This window comes from Butyricicoccus faecihominis (assembly GCF_014648015.1).
In the GTDB taxonomy this organism is placed as follows: domain Bacteria; phylum Bacillota; class Clostridia; order Oscillospirales; family Butyricicoccaceae; genus Agathobaculum; species Agathobaculum butyriciproducens.
The window spans coordinates 32,587-52,954 of the sequence record NZ_BMQH01000008.1; the positions used below are offsets into that span (position 1 = coordinate 32,587).

16 protein-coding genes and 1 other RNA gene are annotated in these 20,368 nt (G+C 55.2%); 12 read left to right on the forward strand and 5 right to left on the reverse strand.

The features are described 5' to 3' along the window. Positions 1–9: 9 nt before the first annotated feature. Positions 10–993 (reverse strand): DUF6017 domain-containing protein, encoded by a 984-nt coding sequence (locus IEY11_RS08880; protein ID WP_008978068.1) that lies wholly within the window; start codon positions 991–993, stop codon positions 10–12. Positions 994–1,248: 255 nt separating this feature from the next. Here IEY11_RS08880 and IEY11_RS08885 point away from each other — a divergent pair, with 255 nt between their 5' ends. After that, a complete protein-coding gene (locus IEY11_RS08885; protein WP_279289187.1) occupies positions 1,249–2,748 on the forward strand; it encodes a recombinase family protein in 1,500 nt (499 codons plus the stop codon). A gap of 90 nt (positions 2,749–2,838) precedes the next feature. On the opposite strand, the gene IEY11_RS08890 is transcribed toward IEY11_RS08885, so the two are convergent. After that, positions 2,839–4,041, reverse strand: coding sequence for a dicarboxylate/amino acid:cation symporter (locus IEY11_RS08890; RefSeq protein ID WP_188886328.1), 1,203 nt, complete (start codon positions 4,039–4,041; stop codon positions 2,839–2,841). Positions 4,042–4,324: 283 nt separating this feature from the next. On the opposite strand from IEY11_RS08890, the gene IEY11_RS08895 reads away from it, so the two are divergent. Genes IEY11_RS08895 through IEY11_RS08905 form a run of 3 tightly spaced genes read left to right on the forward strand, consistent with a single transcriptional unit; the run spans position 4,325 to position 6,640 of the window. Next, positions 4,325–5,536: a M20 metallopeptidase family protein gene (locus IEY11_RS08895; protein WP_188886329.1), complete on the forward strand. Its 1,212-nt coding sequence runs from the start codon at positions 4,325–4,327 to the stop codon at positions 5,534–5,536. Then, positions 5,533–6,219 carry an alpha/beta hydrolase gene (locus tag IEY11_RS08900; protein ID WP_188886330.1) on the forward strand — a complete coding sequence of 229 codons (687 nt, stop codon included), beginning with the start codon at positions 5,533–5,535 and terminating at the stop codon, positions 6,217–6,219. The genes IEY11_RS08895 and IEY11_RS08900 overlap by 4 nt, the downstream gene beginning before the upstream one ends. Before the next feature lie 10 nt (positions 6,220–6,229). After that, entirely contained in the window at positions 6,230–6,640 is a 411-nt protein-coding gene (locus tag IEY11_RS08905) for a peptide deformylase (protein ID WP_110436990.1), read from the forward strand. A gap of 275 nt (positions 6,641–6,915) precedes the next feature. Here IEY11_RS08905 and IEY11_RS08910 read toward each other — a convergent pair whose 3' ends face one another. The 3 genes from IEY11_RS08910 to IEY11_RS08920 form a co-directional block, all read right to left on the reverse strand. Continuing rightward, positions 6,916–7,254, reverse strand: a complete 339-nt coding sequence (locus IEY11_RS08910) for a histidine triad nucleotide-binding protein (RefSeq protein WP_117490384.1) — start codon at positions 7,252–7,254, stop codon at positions 6,916–6,918. A 68-nt stretch (positions 7,255–7,322) separates the two neighbouring features. After that, positions 7,323–9,950 (reverse strand): alanine--tRNA ligase, encoded by a 2,628-nt coding sequence (gene alaS / locus IEY11_RS08915; RefSeq protein WP_188886331.1) that lies wholly within the window; start codon positions 9,948–9,950, stop codon positions 7,323–7,325. A 1,117-nt stretch (positions 9,951–11,067) separates the two neighbouring features. Then, positions 11,068–12,435 (reverse strand): MATE family efflux transporter, encoded by a 1,368-nt coding sequence (locus tag IEY11_RS08920; RefSeq protein ID WP_118285242.1) that lies wholly within the window; start codon positions 12,433–12,435, stop codon positions 11,068–11,070. A gap of 178 nt (positions 12,436–12,613) precedes the next feature. Here IEY11_RS08920 and IEY11_RS08925 point away from each other — a divergent pair, with 178 nt between their 5' ends. The 8 genes from IEY11_RS08925 to ssrA all read left to right on the forward strand — a co-directional run bounded on the left by IEY11_RS08925 (position 12,614) and on the right by ssrA (position 20,160). Continuing rightward, complete coding sequence (locus IEY11_RS08925; protein WP_188886332.1) at positions 12,614–13,477, forward strand: AraC family transcriptional regulator; 864 nt, start codon at positions 12,614–12,616, stop codon at positions 13,475–13,477. Between the two features lie 68 nt (positions 13,478–13,545). After that, on the forward strand, positions 13,546–15,768 hold the full coding sequence (locus tag IEY11_RS08930; RefSeq protein ID WP_188886333.1) for a ComEC/Rec2 family competence protein: 2,223 nt from the start codon (positions 13,546–13,548) through the stop codon (positions 15,766–15,768). Positions 15,769–15,771: 3 nt separating this feature from the next. Continuing rightward, positions 15,772–16,824, forward strand: a complete 1,053-nt coding sequence (gene holA, locus IEY11_RS08935) for a DNA polymerase III subunit delta (RefSeq protein ID WP_118358522.1) — start codon at positions 15,772–15,774, stop codon at positions 16,822–16,824. After that, positions 16,821–17,441 carry a toprim domain-containing protein gene (locus tag IEY11_RS08940; protein ID WP_188886334.1) on the forward strand — a complete coding sequence of 207 codons (621 nt, stop codon included), beginning with the start codon at positions 16,821–16,823 and terminating at the stop codon, positions 17,439–17,441. Before holA ends, IEY11_RS08940 begins: the two co-directional genes overlap by 4 nt. Positions 17,442–17,551: 110 nt before the next feature. Beyond that, entirely contained in the window at positions 17,552–18,133 is a 582-nt protein-coding gene (locus IEY11_RS08945) for a xanthine phosphoribosyltransferase (protein WP_188886335.1), read from the forward strand. Between the two features lie 445 nt (positions 18,134–18,578). Beyond that, a complete protein-coding gene (locus tag IEY11_RS08950) occupies positions 18,579–19,184 on the forward strand; it encodes an Ltp family lipoprotein (protein WP_188886336.1) in 606 nt (201 codons plus the stop codon). Between the two features lie 84 nt (positions 19,185–19,268). Next, on the forward strand, positions 19,269–19,739 hold the full coding sequence (gene smpB / locus IEY11_RS08955; RefSeq protein ID WP_117490323.1) for an SsrA-binding protein SmpB: 471 nt from the start codon (positions 19,269–19,271) through the stop codon (positions 19,737–19,739). Positions 19,740–19,806: 67 nt separating this feature from the next. After that, positions 19,807–20,160: a transfer-messenger RNA gene (gene ssrA, locus IEY11_RS08960) on the forward strand. Positions 20,161–20,368 lie beyond the last annotated feature (208 nt).

Consider the following 20,368-nt stretch of genomic DNA (forward strand, 5'->3'; position numbering starts at 1 on the left):
TGTGGGTGGTTACAGGCTTTCGCCCTCGTTGCATGAATAATAGTCCGGGTCGCCGTACTGCGGCTTTTTCGGTGACAGTGCGCCGCTTGCCATGTCATGGGCGACAAGGGAAGTGTAATAATTGCCGATAGTGGACGGGGCGTTGAAAAGGGCTGCTTTCAGATATTGCTTGATGTTGCGGATTTTCGTTGTGTTCTCCCGCATACAGTCAAGCACAAAGCGGATATGCTCGCCGTCCAGTTTCATAAACTTAGATTTCACAAGCTCTGCCGGGTAGTCGTCCCCCGCAATCCGTACCCGCTTTCTGGCGGTGCATACGGTTTCAAGCATGAGGTCTACAATCTCGTCAAGCCTGTCACTGTCAAACTTCATGTCCTGTTTGAGAATGTCGTAGTCGATATTGTCCTTGATGATTTCCCGGTATATATCAACTGCGCTCTGTGCTGTCGCTTCCGTTCCTTTCCGTTCCGGCGGCGTAGCCGCTTCTCTGCAAGGAGAGGGGTTAGGGGAAAGGATAGGAATGGAATGGGTACTTTGTTCATCAGTAATTATTTTTTCTTTTTTTGGTAAGTCAGTTCTTTGTATATCTTTATTTAATTGCGTTGGATTTTCCAACGTAGGTTTTTCCAATGTTGGTTTTTCCTGTGTTGGATTATCCAATGTTGGATTTTCCAATGTTGGTAAATCCGGCGTAGGCGGCTGCGGCTGCTCGAATATCACATAGTCCGCGCCCCGCAAGCGTCCTTTCTCGTCGCGCTCCCTTGAACGGACGATATACCCGGCGCGTTCAAGCTCCTTAATGGCTTCGCGGATAGCGTCTATCTTCTCCCGGTTGATAAGGGATAAGCCTTTCAAGGTGTAGTCCCAATCTTCGGGGAGTGACAGCATTTGCGACAACAGCCCCTTTGCCTTTAGGGAAAGCTCCTTGTTGCGTAGGTGGTGGTTGCTCATTACGGTGTAGCCCTTGTTCCGTTCCACTCTGAAAACTGCCATAGTTCATAGCTCCTTTGCTTTGGATTTGTTACGCAGTAGAAGCGCGGTTTCGGGGAATAAGGTATAAATCCCTTGCCGCGCCAGATACACACCCGCAAAACCGCTTGTAGCAAGGCTTTTTCTGCCCCTACTGCGTAACAAAGGGCATGAAAAAAGCGGCGTTCCTGTTCTCCCATGTAGAGAGTAAGAAACGCCGCTTCTGCGTCGTATTCAGTTTTTAGTACAATACCCTGCTTGTCCGTCGCTCGAAAAACCTTGATTTTCCAGTGTTTTCAAAAGTATCGTTATCTAACGTCAGCTTTCGAGCGTCCTGACTTTAAGCGGATGATTGCGGATGTAGAAGCAGGCAAGATCAAGCGCGTGATCGTCAAGGATCTGTCCCGCTTCGGCCGCGACTATCTTCAGGTGGGAATGTTCACGGAAGTGCTGTTTGCACAGTACGATATTCACTTCATTGCGATTGCCAACAATGTTGACTCGCAGAAAGGTGAAAATGACCTGACGCCGTTCGTCAATTTGTTTAACGAATGGTATGCGCGAGATTGCAGCCGTAAACAGCGAGCAGTCCAGCGCATGAAAGGTACTTCCGGTAAGCGTTTATCCACGCAAACACCGTATGGCTACCTCAAAGGCGAAGACGGGCACTTGATCCCCGATGAAGAAACGGCATGGGTTGTGAAACTTATCTTCAACCTCTGCATTCAGGGATATGGACCGACGCAGATCGCAAATGAGCTCACGCGTCGGAACATCCCTACACCGGGAACGATGGAGCATCGCCGCACAGGGAATATGAGGCATTACAGTCCGGAAACAGAATGCGTATGGTGTAGTCGCACAGTTTATTTTATTTTGGCAAGGAAAGAGTATTTAGGGCACACGGTTAACTTCAAGACATACTCGAAGTCGTATAAGCTCAAGAAGCGGATACCCACACCAGAAGAACAGCAGGTAGTATTTGAAAACACGCACGAAGCACTGATTGACCAAGAAGATTGGGAAACAGTCCAGCGTATTCGCGCAGGGCGCAGACGGCTGAACAAGCAGGAGATCCCGGCGCTATTCTCCGGTCTGCTGTATTGTGCGGATTGCGGTTCTTTGCTTCGTGTACATCGCGGAAAAAACATCTCCAAAGGGCAGGAATGCTATTGCTGCGGACGCTATCGTGTACGGACCAAATCCTGCTCTATGCACTATATCCGTGAAGTGACACTGGCGGAGTTGGTGAAAGACAATCTCAAGCAGATCGTGAAAATGGCTGCGGAGGATGAGCAGGAGTTTGTTCGGAGATTGACCTGCCAGAGCGCGAAAGAACAGGCAGTTAAGACCCGTGTTCTGAAAAAAGAACTGGAGTTGAAAGAGCGGCGTGTCAAGGAGTTGGACGGCATTATCAAGCGGCTTTACGAGGACAATATTACCGGCAAACTGTCTGATGAGCGATTCAAAATCTTCTCTGCGGATTATGAGCAGGAACAGCATTCGCTGCGGGAGGAAGTTGTTGCTCTGCAAAAGCAGTTCGATGACGCAGAGAATACCTGCACGAACATCAGCAGCTTCTTGAAAATGGCGAAACGCTATGCTGACTTCGATGAACTGACACCCGCTATGCTCCGTGACCTGATTGAGAAAATCATCGTTCATGAGGGCGATAAGAGCAGCGGACACCGGGAACAGCGAATTGAAATCTACTACACCTTTATCGGTGCGGCAGAAAGTTCGCAAATCACTGTAAAACGCAAGAAAAAAGCAGCGTAACATACAAAGTACATTACGCTGCTTCTCTCATCAGTTAAAAAACTTCCTTGTTGACATTACGCTAAAGCAGGCTCCTTTTCTCATATTTGATTACTGAACTTCTGCTGCCTCAACCTCACGCTTTTCCTCCGCGATATGATGCTTATTCGCGTAGCCGGTCAGAATAAGCGTCAGCGCGCCGTCGCCGGTGACGTTGCAGGCGGTGCCGAAGCTGTCCTGCAGGGCAAAGATGGTCAGCATAAGCGCGGTGCCGGTGCCGTCAAACAGCAGGATGCCGGTGATCAGACCGAGCGAAGCCATAACCGTACCGCCCGGCACGCCGGGTGCGCCGATGGCGAAAATGCCGAGCAGCACGCAGAACAGGATCATGGTTCCGACAGACGGAATCTTGCCGTACAGAATCTGCGAGATTGTCATGACGAAGAAAACCTCGGTCAGCACCGAGCCGCACAGATGGATATTGGCGAACAGCGGAATACCGAAATTAACCATGTCCTTGCGCAGCACCGTGGATTTCTTTGCGCAGCGCAGAGCAACTGCCAAAGTCGCTGCGGAGGACATCGTGCCGACTGCGGTGATGTACGCCGGACCGTAGTGCTTCACCACTTCGATCGGGTTCTTGCCCGAGTATGCGCCCGCAACTCCATAGAGCAGCGCCATCCAGATATAATGACCGATCATAACGATGATGATGACCTTGATGAACACCGGAAACTGCTTGGTGATTGTGCCCTCATACGCCAGACCGCAGAAGGTGGACGCGATAAAGAACGGCAGAATCGGGATGATGATCTTGGTGACGATGGCGAGGACAATATTCTGCACCTCGTCAAGCAGGGACTCCATCATCTTGGATTTGGTCCAGGTGATAGCCAGACCGACCATCAGCGACAGCGCCAGTGCGCTCATCACGTTCATGACCGCCGGAATCTCCAGCTGGAACAGTACCTCGGGCAGTTCGCGCAGGCCGTCAACCTGCGATACGATCGACAGGTGCGGAATGAGTGCGTAACCGGCTGCCGTGCTCATCAGCGCCGCGCCGACCGACGACACATACGCGATAATAAGCGCAATGCCCAGCATCCGGGATGCGTTGTGGCCCAGCTTGGTGATGGACGGCGCAATAAAGCCGATAACGATCAGCGGCACACAGAATGTGATGATCTGACCGAGCACCTGCTTGATTGTCACGACCACGTTCATCACGGCCTCGTTCGCCACCAGACCGAGCACGATGCCCACCACAACGCCAAGCAGCAGCTTGAACGGCAGGCTGTTTAGAATTTTTTTCATACCTACATACTCCCTTTGTTTGCGTTGCATCTGGATGGCATCGGCGGATTTCCCCTCAGCCTGTCACGCTGCCGCCAAGTTGCCATGTGGACACAATGATATACCTATATGATACAATTTACAGCGCGTTTCGTCAAGGCAAATACGGGAAATGGCTGCGCCAAATAAAAACAGAGCGGTTTTTTTCTGCAATTTATGGTATACTTAAGGCATACCACAATCGCTTCTGTCCAATTATGCGGTATTGCCGTAATATAGAAACACCGACAAGGGAGGAAAAATCATGTCACAAACCTTAACCATAACGGCGGAGCAGGTGCTTGCATCGGCAGAGCGCATCCGCGAGGATATTGTCCGCGACCGGCGGACGCTGCACGCTGCACCCGAGGTCGGCAACGACCTGCCGAACACTGTAGCCTGCGTCAAAAAACGCCTGCTTGAGATGGGCTATCAGCCGCGTGAGCTGGCAGGCGGTGTCGTCGCGGAGATAACCGGCACCGAGACCGGCCGCTGTCTGCTCCTGCGCGCCGACATGGACGCGTTGTGCGTGACCGAGCAGACCGGACTGGATTTCGCATCCGCGAACGGCTGCATGCACGCCTGCGGCCACGACATGCACGCGGCGATGCTGCTCGGTGCGGCAAAGCTGCTGCAGGAGTACCGGACGCAGCTGCAAGGCACGGTCAAGCTGGTGTTTCAGCCGGACGAGGAAGGCTTTACCGGCGCAAAGGCCATGCTCTCGGCGGGCGTGCTGAAAGACCCGGCACCGCAGGCAGGCTTTGCGCTGCACGTCAATTCGGGTACGCCGTCCGGACTGGTTCTGTGCGGACGCGGCACGTTTATGGCGGGCTGCACGCTGTTCCGTATCACGGTAAACGGCGTTGGATGCCACGGCGCAATGCCGGAAAAGGGCGTGGACCCGCTCAATATCGCAAGCCACATTTACCTGTCGCTGCAGGAGATCATCAGCCGCGAGATCGGCGCAAAAACGCCTGCTGTCGTGACCATCGGCCGCATGACCGGCGGCGAGGCGCCCAATATTATCCCGCAGACTGCGGTGCTCGAGGGCACCATCCGCAGCTTTGACCGCGACCTGTCCGCGCAGATCTTCACCCGCATCGGGGAAATCGCACAGTGTACCGCACAGGCGTTCCGCGGCACAGCCGTCACGGAAGAGATCGCGTCCGCGCCGCCGCTCAGGAATGACGTTGCGCTGACCAATCGTATGGCAGACCTTGCCGGTGCACTGTTCGGTGAAAAGCTGATCTATCGGATGGACGAGGGCGGCATGGGCTCGGAGGATTTTGCGTCCTACACCTACGATTTACCGTGCGCATACCTGCTCATCGGTGCAGGCACCAAGCAGGAAAATCCTGCGTTCGGTGAGCCGATGCACAACGAAAGAGTCGTGTTCAACGAGGATATCCTGCCGCGCGGTGCAGCGCTGCATACCTGGTGTGCGCTGAACTGGCTGGCAGACGAGGATAACGCGTGACAACCGAACAATTCTTTATCGAAAACACACCGGCGGTGCTGTACGGCGAGCCGTCGGACACGCTGTGGCTGTTCGTTCACGGGCAATTCGGCCGCAAGGAAGAAGCCCTTCCGTTTGCAGAAATAGTGGCTCCGGATGCACAGGTTTTGTCCATCGACCTGCCGAATCACGGCACACGCCAAAACCGGGATGAGGAATTTGCACCATGGACAGCCGCACCCGAACTCACCCGCGTGATGGCTTACGCAAGAGCACACTGGCGCGCGACAAACGTGCGCGCGACCAGCATCGGGGCGTATTTTGCGCGGCTGGCGTTTGCCGCACCGGAAAAAGCGCTGTTCGTGTCGCCCATCGTGGATATGGAGCGCTTGATCTGCGACAGGATATGCGCGGCAGGCATTACCGAGCAAATCCTGCGCGAGCGCGGCATGTATCCCGCGAGGGAAGGGGATATGCTCTCGTGGGACTACCTTTGCTGGGTGCGTGCGCATCCGGCAAAGGATTGGCACTGCTCGCAGTACATTCTCTACGGCGAAAATGACAGCATGACCGACTTGGCGACTATCCGCACTTACACGGCAAAATCCGGTGCGGAGCTAATCATCGTGCCGCAAGGCGAGCACTGGTTCCACACACCGGAGCAGCTGGCCATCATGGTCGACTGGGAATGCAAACATAAATAAGGAGCACAATATGATTCAGGAAATCTGCAAAGACGAGAAATTTTTAGCGCAGAAGGCCGAGCAGGCCACGCCGGACGATATCCAAACCGCAACCGACCTGCTGGAAACGCTCGAAGCGCACAAGGACGGCTGTGTCGGCATGGCGGCGAACATGATCGGCGTGAACAAGCGCATCATCGCGTTCGATAACGAGGGAACGTATATGGTGATGTTCAACCCGCAAATCGTCAAGCAGTCCGGCGGCTATGAGGCCGAGGAGGGCTGTCTGTCGCTGACCGGCACGCGCAAAACGCGCCGCTGGCAATCCATCAAGGTGCAGTACCAGAACGAAAAGTTCCAGACGAGACTGAAAACCTTCACCGGCTGGACCGCACAGATTATTCAGCATGAGATCGACCATTGTGAGGGTATTATCATCTGAGAAATAAGCAAAACGTAAACCAGCGCATACAAAAAGGCACACCAAACGGTGTGCCTTTTTCCTGCCGTTCGCGCAAGCGCAGGCAGCGGCGTACCGCAGTACGCCGATTCAATTCCCTGAAACAGTCCGGCTTTGCCGGACTGTTTCTCTACTGCCCGTGCCGTAGCGGCACGGCCTCGTCCGTTGTGCGGACGAGAGGGGGATATCCCACAAAGTTTCTACGGAACTTTGTGGGTATCTAAGGGGGACAGCGTCCCCCTTAGAAGCAGGGCGTATTAGCCCGGCGGCCAGGTCATATCCCGTCCGGAAAGGACGTGGAAATGCAGATGGAACACGCTTTGACCCGCCTGCTCTCCGATGTTGGAGACCACGCGGAAGCTGTCCATGCCGCGCTCCTTCGCAATCTTCGCGATAACCTCAAAGCAGTGGGCCACAACCGCGCTGTTGGACGCATCAACGGCGGCAACAGACTGGATGTGCTGCTTCGGGATCACGAGAAAATGCGTGGGAGCCTGCGGGTCAATGTCGTTGAAGGCGTAGCAGAGGTCATCCTCGTACACCTTGCTTGACGGGATATCGCCCGCGATGATTTTACAGAACAGACAATCTTCCATGGAATGATCGCTCCTTTCTGAAAGGGGAGTGCCGCGAGAGCGTTCCCGCGGCTTTCCCCTAAAGTTTATTACAGCATTGCTTCAACGATGTTGTTGACAGCCTCGAGTGCTTCCTCCAGCTTTGCCGGATTCTTGCCGCCTGCGGTAGCGCTGTCCGGACGGCCGCCGCCGCCGCCGCCAACGATCTTGGCAACTTCCTTGATGATCTTGCCGGCGTGTGCGCCCTTCTTGACGGCCTCAGCGCCGCAGACACAAAGCAGGCTTACCTTGTCACCGTTGACTGCGGAGAGAACAGCAACCATGTTCTCCTTCTTGCTCTTGATGTCATCGCCCATGGTGCGGAGCATGTCGGCAGATGCGTCATCCAGCTTGGTGGCAACCACGTCTACGCCCTTGATGTTGCGGGATACGTTGAACAGGTCAACCATCTGCATTGCAGCGACCTTTGCGCCCATCTTCTCGAGCTTCTTGTTGAGGGTACGCATATCGTTTACCTGCTGCTCAATCTTGGCAGACAGCTCGTTCGGGTTGGTCTTGAGTACGGCAGCAGCCTCGTTGAGAACCGCCTGACGGTCGTTCATCAGCTTGAGAACAGCCTTGCCGGTAACAGCCTCGATACGGCGCACGCCTGCTGCAACAGAAGCCTCGCCGATGATCTTGAGCGAACCGGCCTTCGCGGTGTTGTCCAGGTGCGTACCGCCGCAAAGCTCGATGGAGTCACCGGCCTGTACCACGCGGACGGTCTGACCGTACTTCTCGCCGAACAGCGCCATAGCGCCCTTCTTCTTGGCATCGTCAATGCTCATTTCCTCGGTGATAACCGGGCTGCCAGCCAGAATCGCATCGTTTACCATATCCTCGACCTTGGCCAGCTCCTCGGCGGTCAGCGCTGCAAAGTGGGTGAAGTCGAAGCGGATATGATCGTTTGCGGTGTAGGAGCCTGCCTGCTCAACGTGGTCGCCCAGTACGGCGCGGAGCGCCTTCTGCAGCAGGTGGGTGGAGGTGTGTGCACGGCAGATTGCCTGGCGGTAAGCCGCATCAACGGAAGCGGTGACCTCGTCCTCAACGGACAGCTCACCCTCGGTGACAACGCCGATGTGCATGTACTTGCCGTCCTTGGTCTTCTGCACGTCGGAAACGGTCATAGTGCCGTTCTTGCCGGTGATAACGCCGTGGTCACCGATCTGACCGCCCATTTCAGCGTAGAACGGCGTGCGGTCGAGTACAACGGTGATCTTCTCGCCCTTGGCAGCGGCGCCGGAAACCTCGCCCTCGTTTACGATAGCCAGGATCTTTGCAGACTCCTCAAGGGTGGTGTAGCCGTCAAATGCGGTCTTGATGGACTTGTCCAGACCCAGATCCTCGCTCTGCCAGCCGAGGTCGCCCATCTTCTTGCGATCCTCACGGGCACGCTCGCGCTGCTCGTTCATCAGGCGGTCGAACTCCTCACGGCTGGTGGTCATGCCCTGCTCCTCGAGTACCTCAAGGGTCAGGTCGATCGGGAAGCCGTAGGTGTCGTACAGCTGGAATGCGTCCGCAGCGGACAGCTCCTTGCCGTCGGAAGCCGCGATCTTGTCGTTCAGGATAGCCAGACCGCTGTCGATGGTCTTGTTGAAGCTGGCTTCCTCGTTCTCGATAACCTTGTGGATATATTTCTGCTTCTCAACCAGCTCCGGATATGCGCCGCCGGACTCGTTGATAACGGTGGAAGCAACGTCGGACATAAACGGCTTGTCAATGCCGAGCAGCTTGCCGTGACGAACGGCGCGGCGCAGCAGGCGGCGCAGAACGTAGCCGCGGCCCTCGTTGGACGGGATAACGCCGTCGCAGATCATCATAACGGTGGAGCGGATGTGGTCGGTGATAACGCGCAGGGAAACATCGGTCTTATCACTGTCGCCGTAGTGCTTGCCGGCGATCTCGGAAACCTTGTTGGTGATGTTGCGCACAGTGTCAACGTCGAACAGGGAGCCAACGCCCTGTACCACGCACGCCAGACGCTCCAGACCCATGCCGGTGTCGATGTTCTTCTGCTTCAGCTCAGAGTAGTTGCCGTGGCCGTCGTTGTCGAACTGGGAGAATACGTTGTTCCATACCTCCATGTAGCGGTCACAGTCGCAGCCGACGGTGCAGCCGGGCTTGCCGCAGCCGTACTCGGGGCCGCGGTCGTAGTAGATCTCAGAGCACGGGCCGCACGGACCGGAGCCATGCTCCCAGAAGTTGTCCTCCTTGCCGAAGCGGAAGATACGCTCCGGTGCAATGCCGACCTCCTTGTTCCAGATCTCGAATGCCTCGTCATCGTCAACGTAGATGGACGGATACAGGCGATCCGGGTCAATGCCGACCCACTCCGGACTGGTCAGGAATTCCCAGCTCCAGTGAATGGCCTCGCGCTTGAAGTAGTCGCCGAAGGAGAAGTTGCCCAGCATCTCGAAGAAGGTGCCGTGACGGGCGGTCTTGCCAACGTTCTCGATATCGCCGGTGCGGATGCACTTCTGGCAGGTGGTAACGCGGTGGCGCGGCGGCTCCTGCTCGCCGGTGAAGAACGGCTTCATCGGCGCCATGCCGGAGTTGATGAGCAGAAGCGACGGGTCGTTCTGCGGGATGAGCGAAAAGCTCGGCAGGCGGAGATGACCCTTGGTTTCAAAGAAACTGAGGTACATCTCGCGCAGCTCGTTGAGTCCTCTGTACTGCATATAAATTGATTCCTCCAAAAAAGAATTTACGGAAATAAAACAGAAAATGAAAAAAGCTTCCGCCCGGACTTCAAGGGCGAAAGCATGCTTCCACGGTACCACCTTGATTTGAATATGGGTATGCCATATCCATCTCGGTAATCCGGTATCGGGGATCAGACGGTCTGTTTCAGTTGCAGACTGCTCGGAAGTGGCTGTTTTCCGCACCGGACAAGGACTTGCAGCGAATGTCCTCTCTCTGAAGAACGGCGGATGGAAAACTCGTTTCCTCATCGCATTTTCTGTATTGCGTATCTATTATGCCACTTTTGCGGGCAGTTGTCAACTGAAATCGCGGAAAGTTGCGCTCTGCGGAGTGTGCGGCGCCCGCCGCTGGGGTGATGCGGCGCCCGCCGCGGGGGCAAAAAGGAAGGGACACCTGCGGTTTCCCTTCCTCTTTGAACTCCTGCCTTTCCCTTGTTTGTTAGTCTGGCGCAGATTACCGACATGTGACCGCTTTGAAAAGGAGTACGGCAGAGGATTTTTTCTTCCGTATCTTTCGCAACCTGTTCGCAGTGTCAGATACTGTTCTGCTACACATGTGATTTCATCTGCGCAGGCGCGACATAACCGTGTCGCGCAACCCTTTGGCGCGTTATAGCGCACGGCCCCTGCGAATTTAGGCGTTTGGTACAATTTATCTTCGCAGGTTCTGTCTATAACAACGCGCTAACGAGTTGCGCGGCACGGGTATGCCGCGCTCTGCTGGAAGTAAACCGTCTGTGTAGCAGTACGCTATCTGTGAACTGCGAATAGGTTGCGAAAGATACGCTGCGGTAACCCGACTGCCGTTCCCCATTTCGCAGCGGTCGCCGCTCTCCGATTTTCGCCGTGCTAATAGGGAAAAGGGGAGTTTCACAAGAGGGTGGAAACCGCAGGTGTCTACCCTCTTGTGCGCCCGCGCGGCGTCAGCGCAGTTCCGTTCGCTTCGCAAGCGAAAATCCCCCGGAAACCCGGTGCAGAAAAAAGGAGCCCGCCTTACAGCGAGCTCCAAAGAGAGAGGTAGGATAAATTCGATTTTAAGGCAATACCGCATAATTTCCGCAAAGCGCCGCTGCTTTAATTGTGTGGTGTTGGCTTAACCTTCCGCGGTATCCGGACGCGTAACCTTCTTGACCCACTTCCAGCTGTGCAGGCGGATAGCCACGGGAATGATCTTATACAGCTGATCCCACTTGAGCAGGAAGAACACGACAACCGGCGGGAACTTCCACCAGAAAGCCGCCATTGCCGAGAACGGCACAACGATAAGCCACATGCTGATGATATTCATCTTGGCGCTGAACTTGGTGTCGCCGCCGCCGCGGATGATGCCGTTATCGCACGCCATCTGGTACGAGGTACCGACCGTCGTGATGGCGAGCACCAGCATGAACTGCAGGGAATACTTGTACGCCGTTTCGGTGAGCGTGCCGCCGAGCAGCGCAAGGATCGGTACGCGCAGAAGGAAGATCAAAAGACCCGAGCACAGTCCGATGGAGACGAACAGGACCTGCAGCGTATGTACGAGCGGACGCAGCCGCTGCTGGTTGCCCTCGCCGATGGTGCGGCCGACCACAATGCCGGATGCGGACGCGGCGCCATAGCAGACAACCGACAGAACCTGATATACCTGCACCGCGATCGCGTTGGCAGCCGTGGCATCGCCGCCGAGATGACCGAGGATACCGGTCTGTACCATCTGCGCGATGCCCCAGAGCGCCTGATTGATGAGCACCGGCAGGGAAACGTGCATGTAATCCTGCACATAGCTGGTGTCGATGTGAACCAGCTTGCGCAGGCTCAGGTTCAGCTTGTGCTCCTTAAACTTCAGGTAGTAGATAACGATGAGCAGCTCCACACAGCGGGAAACCAGCGTTGCGATAGCTGCACCGCGCACGCCCAACTCCGGACAGCCGAAGTGGCCGTAGATCAGGCAGTAGTTCAGGCACACGTTGATGATGAGCGTCGAACCCGAGATCATGTAGCCGATCTTTACTACACCGATCGAGCGGAGAGACGCGACCAGAATATTGGTTATTGTAAAGATAATATAGGTAAAGCAGATGATCTGGAAATACTTTTCACCTTCCGCGATGACCGTTGGCGAGTTGGACAGCAGCGACAGCAGCTGGTGCGGGAAGAACAGCACAATGCCGAACATCAGCACCGCCAGTGAACCGCCGAAGCGCAAAGCCACACCGATGATGTGCGGGATCGGCTCCAGCTTGTTTTTGCCCCAGTACTGCGAGCCCATAACGACCGCGCCCTCGCCTGCACCGACGACCAGCATCTGCAGCAGAAACTGCACCTGATTGCACAGGCTTACGCCGCCCATGGCATCCTGACTGTACCGTCCGAGCATCATGGTGTCCATCAGGTTTACGCCGTAGGTGAGCAGGTTCTGCAGCGCCAGCGACAGTGCCAGCACCATAAAGGATTTATAAAACGTCTTTTCCTTTATCATTACAACAACCCCTTGCCTTCAAAGCTGATCGGACGGAACGAGCCGCAATATCTATCGTTCCGGTTCAGCTTTTTTACTTCTGCTAACAGCATACCGAATTTTCTTTGATTTGGCAATAACAAAATACTGCAATCTATTCATATTTTGTGCTATCATAGAAGGCAGAGGAGGGAATGCCGTGAAGGTTTTCAGTGAGCCGGGTGTGCTGTCGCGCTCGGAACGATTTTTCTCAACGCCGTCTGCAACGGCTCGGCGGCTGTTTTACTATGTCACCCGCGTGGGACATTATTACTACGATGCGCGGTATAATTTTCTCGACAGCTGCGACATCGCCCATCTGGAGAGCCACAAGAATCTCTTTCTGACCTACGTTCGCTCGGGTACGATGTACTTCGAGACCGACCAGCTCTACTGCGCCGAGCGCGGACAGATCGGACTGGTGGACTGCCGCAGACCGCATCATTTTTATACCAAGGGCGACGCGGAAGCGCTCTGGATTCACTTTGACGGCGCAAATGCGGCGGCATTTTTCGAGCAGATACTCGCGTTCCGCGGCGGCAGGCAGGTGCTTACGCCGCCGGCGGATTTACGCATCGAGCAGGAGCTGGCACAGATCATTTCCGGTCTGCGCACCGGCGATATGACCGAACTGGACCGCTCGCAGCGCATCTACCGAATCCTGTGCGCGCTGCTGTTTCCGGCGCAGTCGGGACCGGACCGGAAAAACGATGCCATTGCACAGGCGGTCAAGTATATCGGAGAACACCTGTTTGAATCGTTATCCGTGGAGAAGGTGGCGGACGCGGTCAGCTTGAGTCCGTCGCATTTCTCGCGGCTGTTCCGCAGCACGACCGGATTTTCCCCGCACGAGTACATCATGCTGCATCGGATTGACGAGGCCAAGGCCCTGCTGCAGTCCACGTCGCTTTCGGTCAAGGAGATCGCGTTCCGTGTCGGCTACCGCAGTGAGGTCAACTTTATTACAGCCTTCACCGAAAAAACCGGTACAACACCGACCCGGTTCCGCAGAAATACGCTGTAAGGCGGTCTGCGGTTGCGGCGCGTTCCGGTCTTTGCTATAATAGTAGAAAAGGCAAGGGAGTGACCCGTATGCGAGAACGCCCTCTGGTTTATCTGGTGCCGCCGATGGCTGCCGCGCTGTACGCGGCAGTCTGCCTGGAGCTGTCGGTGCAGCTTGGCATTGCCGCGCCGATTGCGCTTCTGCTGGTGCTTGCGGCTGTGTTCCTGCGCCGCCACAAGTGTCTGCTGACTGTGTTTGCCGTGCTGGCGGCTGCCGCTCTTGCGCTGACCGGCTTTGCCGTATTCCGGGATTTGCGGGTCGCGCCCATTCGTGCTTTAGCCGGCGAAACGCAGGAGATCACCGCAGCCGCCTTGCGGGATGCCGAGGTGTACGACACCGACCAGCGCGTGCTGCTCTCGGCGGAGACTACGGACGGCAGGCGGTTTCGCCTGCGGTGCTACTTGCCGGAAACCGAACCGCCATTGCTGGCAGGAGACAGGGTACGCGTCATGGCCACACTTTATGTGCCGGACACGCTCGGCGGCTTTGACCGTGCGGCGTATCAGGCGTCCGAGGGCTGCTATATCGCGGGCGCGTATGCGACCGACGAGGAGCACAACGCGGTGCAGTTCGAGGTCTTAGATTCCAAGCGGGACAGTCTGCGCTTTGCGCCGCAGAGAATCGCGCGGTTCTGCCGAAATGCGGTGCAGCGTACCCTTCCGGAACGCGAAGCCGGTCTGCTGACCGGACTGCTGGTCGGCGGCAGCAAAAATCTGAGCGACACCGACCAGACCGCGTTCCGCATTGCGGGTCTCAGCCATCTGGTGGCCGTTTCCGGACTGCACATCGGCTTCCTCGTCGGGTTCTGCACGCTGTTGTTCGGCAAACGGTGGGGAACGGTTGTGTCCATCCCGCTGGTGCTGCTGTTTGTGCCGGTCGCGGGAGCCACGCCGTCCGTGCTGCGTGCGGCGCTGATGTACCTGACGGCGGCAGGCGGATTTCTTCTGCGGCGCCGCTCAGGCGGACTGAACGCGCTGCTGATGGCACTGGCTGTTCTGCTGCTTGTCAATCCGTACTCGATCGCAAGTGTGGGTCTGCAGCTTTCATTCGCGTCCACGCTCGGTCTTATCCTGTTCGCAGGGAAGCTGCAGCATGCACTCGAAAAGCCGTTTGCCGGTGCGCCGAAACTCGTGCGCAAGGCGCTTGCGGTCATCGCGAGCGCACTCAGCTGCACGGTTTGCGCTACGATATTTACAGTACCGATTCTGCTGACCTCGTTCGGCGCGGTGTCCGTGCTGTCGCCCATCAGCAACCTGATGACGGTCGGCGTGACCTCGCTCTGCTTTGTGGGCGGGTTCGCGCTGTGTGTTGCAGCAGCTGTCTGTCCGGCGCTTGTGCCGATGTTTGCCGGACTGGTTCGTCCGCTCATAAGCTATCTGCTCTGGTCAGCGAATACCATCGCGGACCTCGGCTTCGGCACGCTGCACCCGAACAACACCTTCGGTCTGGCGGCGCTCGGCATCGTGTTCGCGGTGCTGCTCGTGTGGCTGACTGCCGGAAAGCACGTCAAATGGAAAGCCGTGCTGCCGTGTCTGGCGGTGGTGCTGACCGGCCTGTGTATCGCCGAGGTGCAGTACCAGAACGGCCACTATACGGTGACGTATCTGCCATGCGGCAGCGGTCAGGCCGTTCTGCTGAGCGACACCGAACACGCGATGCTCATCGACTGCGGCAGCTACCGGAATGCTGCGCGTCAGGTGCGCGAGTGGCTGCGTTGGAATGGTTTGAAGCGGCTGGATACGGTTGTGCTGACCGCGGTCGATCAGGGACATGCGCGCAACCTGCCGGAGCTGATGGAAACGGTCGAGGTTGGGGAACTGCTCATGCCCGCAGGCTGTCAGGAGCGCAGGACCAACGCCGATTTGCTTTCCTTCGTGCACGAGCATGATGCGCAGGAGGTAAGCGAGCCGGCGACGCTCACGAACCCGATCGCACCGGTGGAGATTTTCCCGGTCACCGAGGGAAAACTGGCCGTAAGCATAGCAAACGAGGTGCTCATCCTGCACAGTCCGACCGAGAAACAGCTATCGGCCTATTTAGAGAAAAACACGCTGCCTGCCGCAGCGGAGCTGGTGCTCAGCGCGAACCATCTGAGCAGTGGCGAAAGCATGGCGCAGTACGCCGAAGCGGCAGGTGCACAGCATATCATCATTGCGGCGAGTTCGGAGAAGGGACTGCAGTCGCACAAGGGACTGGACGTGCAGAGCACCTATAAGGAAGGTGAGATCGCACGGCAGTTCAAAAAGGAGTAACACATGGCGGCAAGAGAAACCAAACCAAACGGAAAATCACAGCTGATCCGCGACCTGAAAAACGGCGAATTTGCCACGCTGTACATCATTTCGGGCGAGGAAAGCTACATGAAGGAATACTATCTGCGGCAGCTGCGGCAGAAGGTGGTGGACGAGACCTTTGCGGATTTCAATCTTATTGAGTTTGAGGGCAAGGGTCTGACACCGGAAATGCTGACCGAGGCCATTGACAGCTATCCCGCGATGGCAGATAAAAAGCTCATCATCGTCAAGGACTTCGACCTGTTCAAGCCGCCTGCCGGCTTCGCAGACGTGCTGCCGAGCGTACTTGGTGATCTGCCGGAGTACGTCTGCCTCGTGTTCTACTACGACGTGCTGGACGGCAAGCCGGACAAGCGCACCAAGCTGTACAAGACACTCGAGAAGCGCGCCTGCTTTGCCGAGTTCGCACACGCGGAGGAGCAGGAGCTGGTGGCGTGGCTCGAGCGGCGTGCCAAGGCGCTCGGCTGCATGATCGAACCGGGAGATGCATCGTACATGATCTTCCTGTGCGGCAATTCCATGACCAACCTCGCCGGTGAGATGGAAAAGGCAGCCGCGCACACCACGACCGGCGTTATCAAGCGCTATAACATCGACGCGGTATGCTCTCCGGTGCTGGATGCCGTCGTGTTCGACCTGACCGACGCGGTAACCGCAGGCAGGTTTGATCGGGCGGTCGCGCTTGTTGGGGAGCTGCTCGCGCAGAAGAACAACGAGGTCATGATCTTCACTGCCATCACGCGTCATATTCAGCGTCTGTATGCCGCCAAGCTGTGCGCGGAGAATCGCGGCGGCGAAAAACAGCTGATGGAGATGATCGGCTCGAAATCGCCGTACTACGCAAGGCAGATTCAGAATGCAGCACGGCGTGTGCCGCTCAGCTGGCTGCGAAAGGCGGCGTCGCTGTGCGCGGAGACCGATGCCGCACTCAAGGGCGGCGCAGCAGACCGACAGAAGCAGATCGAGCTGACGCTGCTCACCATGGCAGCGGAGCTGAAGGGGGAAAAGAAATGACGCGCATCAGGGAAGCAATTCTGGTAGAGGGACGGTATGACGTGAACACCGTCCGGCAGGTGGTGGATACCGTGGTGCTCGAAAGCGGCGGATTCCGCATTTTTAACAATAAAGACCAGCTCAAGCTGCTGCGCCGTATCGCGGAAACGCGCGGTCTCATCGTGCTGACCGACAGTGACGGTGCGGGCTTTGTCATCCGCAACTACCTCAAGGGCGCACTGCCGAAGGGCTGCGTCAAGCAGGCGTATGTGCCCGATATCGCGGGCAAGGAACGCCGCAAGCGGCATGGCTCCAAGGAGGGCAAGCTGGGCGTGGAGGGCATGCGTCCGCAGGTGATTCTGGACGCGCTCCGCCGAGCGGGTGCAACCTTTGCACAGCAGGACGAGAGCGAAACGCCGGTGCATCCGGTCATCACCAAGGCGGATTTTTACGAGTGGGGGCTGTCCGGCAGATCGGACAGCACCGCACGCCGCGCTGCCGTGCTGCACGCGCTGGATTTGCCCGCGCACATGACGGCAAATGCGCTGCTGGAGTTTATCAACGCTGTTGGCACACATGAGCAGGTTGCGGAAATCATTCAGCAGTACGTGGAGAAAACCGAGAAAATTGAGGAATAATTTCCGCACGAATGATTGAAAAACCTGTCGAAGTATAGTACAATGATAAAATACCAAGTGCAGCTATTGCAGAGCTGATGAAAATAAAGCAAAAAACAGGGAGTGGCAGCATGAACTTTTTAGAGGAACGAATTGTCAAGGATGGCGTTGTTAAGGAAGGCAACATTCTGAAGGTAGACAGCTTTCTGAACCATCAGATGGATATTAACCTGTTTGATCAGATGGGTGAGGAGTTCAAGCGCCGTTTCGCGGACAAGCCGATCAACAAGATCGTTACCATTGAGGCATCCGGTATTGGCATTGCCTGCATTGTGGCACGTCATTTCGGTGTTCCGGTCGTGTTTGCAAAGAAGACCCAGAGCGTCAATATCGACGGCGAGGTTTATGTTGCCGAGGTCGAATCCTTTACGCATAAGTGTAAAAATCAGGTTATCGTTTCTAAGAAGTTCCTCGGTCCGGATGACCATGTGCTTGTTATCGACGATTTTCTGGCAAACGGCTGTGCGCTGCAGGGCCTGATCTCCATCGTGGCACAGGCCGGCGGTACGGTCGAGGGCATCGGCATTGCCGTGGAGAAGGGTTTCCAGCAGGGCGGCCGTATTATCCGCAATCTGGGCTATCAGCTCGAGTCGCTCGCTATCGTGGACGGCATGGACGCTGCGACCGGTAAGGTGCACTTTAGAGAGCAGTAAAATATATGGAATTAAAAAGAGGGAGACGTGTAGTCTCCCTCTTTTTTGTGGATTGGTTAATTTTTCTGTCAAGTCTTGCAGAGTAATCATGAAGATGGTATACTAAACACAAGGAAAACAGAAAATGCGGCAGTCATAGGGTGCGCCAACACCCTATGACCTATGCAGGTGCTATACCCACCATACACAACGGCAACATTACCGTACCACAATTATGTATTATAGCGGAAGTGCGTGCAAATTACAAGATTTGCATTGCAGTTTCATAATACATTGGCTGATGTTGCTGCGCATTCACATATACTTCTTGTGTGAAGATCCGTGTGTGGACGGCCGTTGCGGCCGCGCTTGCACGGATTTTTTGTTTTCCCAAACCGTGGGCAGGGCGGTTTTACCGCCCTTTGTCCCCCGGTGGGGAAAATTTCACATCAAGAGAGGTAAAATCATGGCAAAGGACAAAATGAAGAACTGCGCAACTTGTGGACAACTGATTGCCGCAAATTGCAAAGCATGTCCGCATTGCGGAGCAAAGAATAAGAAACCGTTTTATAAAAAATGGTGGCTATGGGTGATTGTTGCAATCGTGATTGTGGCGATTGCAGGCGGTTCCGGAGATACAACCGCTGATGCCAATACCAAACAGCCGGAAACCACAGTTCAAAATGAAGAACAGGGTACGGAACAAAAGACAGCAAAGGATACAGAAGAACCGAAAACCGAGGAGCCGAAAACAGAAGAACCCCAAGTGCCGCAGGAATATAAAAACGCTCTGGCAAAAGCTGAGTCGTACAGTTCGATGATGCATATGTCGAAACAAGGGATTTACGATCAATTGACTTCGGAATACGGAGAAAAATTCCCAGCTGATGCGGCACAGTATGCAATTGACCATCTTGATGCTGATTACAAGGAAAATGCATTAGAAAAAGCGAAATCTTATTATGAAGATATGAATATGTCTAAAGATGCCGTTCGAAATCAGCTGATTTCGGAATATGGAGAAAAATTCACAGCAGAAGAAGCAGATTATGCAATTGCAAATCTGAAATAATCGAAAACTGTAACACAGAAGTAACTTTACAAACCTCCTTTACCATGGTATTATATTATATACCACGGTAAGGGAGGTTTCGCCATGGCTGTTGACAAAAAGGGCACAAAGCAGATTGCGGCCAACAAAAAGGCATGGCATGACTACTTTGTCGAGGAAAAGTATGAAGCAGGCATCGAGCTTGCGGGCACTGAGGTAAAGTCCATCCGTCTGGGACAGATCAATCTTAAGGATTCCTACTGTTCGTTCAAGGACGGTGAGATTTTCGTGCGCGGCATGCATATTTCGCCGTACGAAAAGGGCAATATCTTCAATAAGGACCCGTTGCGCGTGCGTAAGCTGCTTATGCACAAGCGTGAGATTGTCAACCTGTTCAGCAAGACCAAGCAGGACGGCTATTCGGTCATTCCGCTGGCGGTTTACTTCAAAAGCTCGCGCGTGAAGGTTGAAATCGGCCTGTGCAAGGGCAAAAAGCTGCATGATAAGCGTGACAGTATCGCCGCACGCGACGCAAAACGCGAGATGGACCGCGCGATGAAAGAGCGTAATCGTTAATTAAAAAATGGAAAAGCTGAGAGCAGAATATTCTCCATTCTCAATTTTCCATTCTCCATTTCAAAATGGGGCCGTAACGGGTTCGACGGGGGTGTTGAAGCCGGGATAGCGGGCCGCAGTGGGGATCTGCGATAAAAGCTCCAACTGTTTATAAATTAAACAACAACAATTATACTCTTCAGGCTGCCTAATTAGGCTTAGCCCGTCGGCTCAGAGAGGACCACGGCTCAGAGACCCGGCGTCGATTAGTGGTGAACGTGTACGAGGTAAGAGTTGCCCTCGTCATGTAAAATGACTCTACCAAAACGGTAAGCCTGTTTGCCGGCGTGCCGCGGCGGGAATTTTAATTGACAAACTGCGCCCGGAGAAGTCCTCGTGGATGCACTTTCGGACAGGGGTTCAACTCCCCTCGGCTCCACCACAAGTCCACCGTAATTTTGATAGAATTACGGTGGACTTTTTCTATGCTCGAAAACCGCATGAAATCAAGGCTTTTTCCGTTTCAGCTACATAAAAAGCAACCGCTGCGGAGCATTTTCACAGCGGTTTTTCTGCATTTTGCGGGCGTTACGGTGTTCTGCAGCTGTGAAAACGCAGAAAACAGGAAAATCCCGCTGGTTTTAGGTCAG